Here is a 1,580-nt window from a genome sequence, read left to right as displayed (position 1 = left end):
AGTATTATGACGTGTGATTATAGGTGTTAATAATAAATGTAGTTATCAACTTATCAAAGTATTAGACTCAATGTTTCTGCCTTCATAAATGGTTGCTTTTTTGAATAAGAAGCTGGCAAATGTACAAGTTGTTGTCAGTGACAGCAGCATTGATACCAGCGTATGGCTAAAAAAGTGATCGCCAAAACTCATTTTATACAGCCCCATCGTCCAGCCTAAAACAGTCACTACTGTAAATATCCTATAGCGATATTTGTGTAGACTAGGTAAAAAAGCCAGGCCATATAAAGAGAACCCTGCACTGGCATGGGCGGCTGGGAAGCATTTGGAATCGGTTTTAGCGGTTATGTTTTGCCAAATATTCAGATAAGGTAAGTCCCCACCAAACAGCGTTAAATGATTGGGGCAACTGACATGAGTGACACTCTTTAATAGGGCAACAGTAGAAGGTACGACGATAAGAATAATCAGTAGGTAGCTTATTTCACGTACTGAAAAGGGAACCATAAATTGATTGATACTTCTATTCTTGATGATAGAAACATTATTCGAAGGCTGTCTGTATTTAATAATTAACACAGTGATTAAGTAGAGGGCTAGCAAAATCAATAATGCTTTAGGAGCATCATAAAAGATGAAAGCATAAGGCTGTGCGCCCTTTTGTATAAGCCATTGCCCATTAGTATAAAAAAGCTCGCTGATGTGAATATCAAACTGGCTATGTTCAAAGATTAACGCTGTAATGATCGTTAAGCAAAGCAGCTTAAGCCACATCCAATCAGATGAGTTATTTTCCAATGCCATTGAAATACCTTTCAATATATTAATTTGCAAAACCTCAAGTGCTATTCGCTATAAGACGTTAAATAATGCCATCAGCCATAAAACAAACAATAGCAATAACGCCAAAAACTGGGCAGCAGAACCGACATCTTTAGCTATTTTAGCGAGCGGATGTTGTTCTGTAGAAGTATGGTCAACGCAGGCTTCGATACCTGTATTGAATAGCTCGACGATAAGCGATAGAAACGAAACTATTAACAGCAGCATTTTTATATAGATAGCAAAAGGCATAAATATTAAAACGATAAGTAGTAAAAAGTTAAGCCAAATAACTTGCCTAAAGGCCGCTTCATATTTATAAGCCGCTTTAAAACCATCTATCGAGTAGCCCGTCGCTTTTAAAATACGAGACAGCCCCTTTTTACCTTTAACTTCACTCGCAAAGCTATCAGCTACCAGTAGAGAGCCAGTTGTTTCTTTAAGTTTATAATCAAAATCTGCGGCTTCATTATCGAGAATAGTAGGTTTGCGAGTACTCATGTTGATTGCTTAATAGTCATTAAAGTTAGAGGGTATGGCAAGCTTTGGGAATAAAATAAAAAGTGCAATCACCGATATAATTCTTGTTGTAATGATCCCAGTGTAGGAGGGCACTGGTTAGCACTTAGGTATCATTATAAGATTGGTATCGTTAAGAAAGCGTTAAGATAAAACCCTGAAATTAAATTTATACCGTTGCTTAAGTAGGGCAATTGCGGGTTTTAGACTTTTGATATAGCGTCTTTACTAAGCTTAAT

At 36.9% G+C, this 1,580-nt stretch carries 2 protein-coding genes; both read right to left on the bottom strand.

What is annotated here, in order from left to right; translation table 11 throughout:
• Nucleotides 1-45 precede the first annotated feature (45 nt).
• Nucleotides 46-834, bottom strand: coding sequence for a PAP2 family lipid A phosphatase (locus tag CXF60_RS00585; protein ID WP_227674895.1), 789 nt, complete (start codon nt 832-834; stop codon nt 46-48).
• 18 nt (nt 835-852) lie between these two features.
• Nucleotides 853-1,323, bottom strand: a complete 471-nt coding sequence (locus CXF60_RS00580) for a diacylglycerol kinase (RefSeq protein WP_025645042.1) — start codon at nt 1,321-1,323, stop codon at nt 853-855.
• Nucleotides 1,324-1,580: the final 257 nt, after the last annotated feature.

The sequence above is a fragment of the Psychrobacter sp. 4Bb genome, from assembly GCF_002836735.1.
Classification (GTDB): Bacteria; Pseudomonadota; Gammaproteobacteria; order Pseudomonadales; family Moraxellaceae; genus Psychrobacter.
The sequence above is the reverse complement of the archived record's forward strand: the minus strand, read 5'-3'. Positions and strand labels throughout refer to the sequence as shown.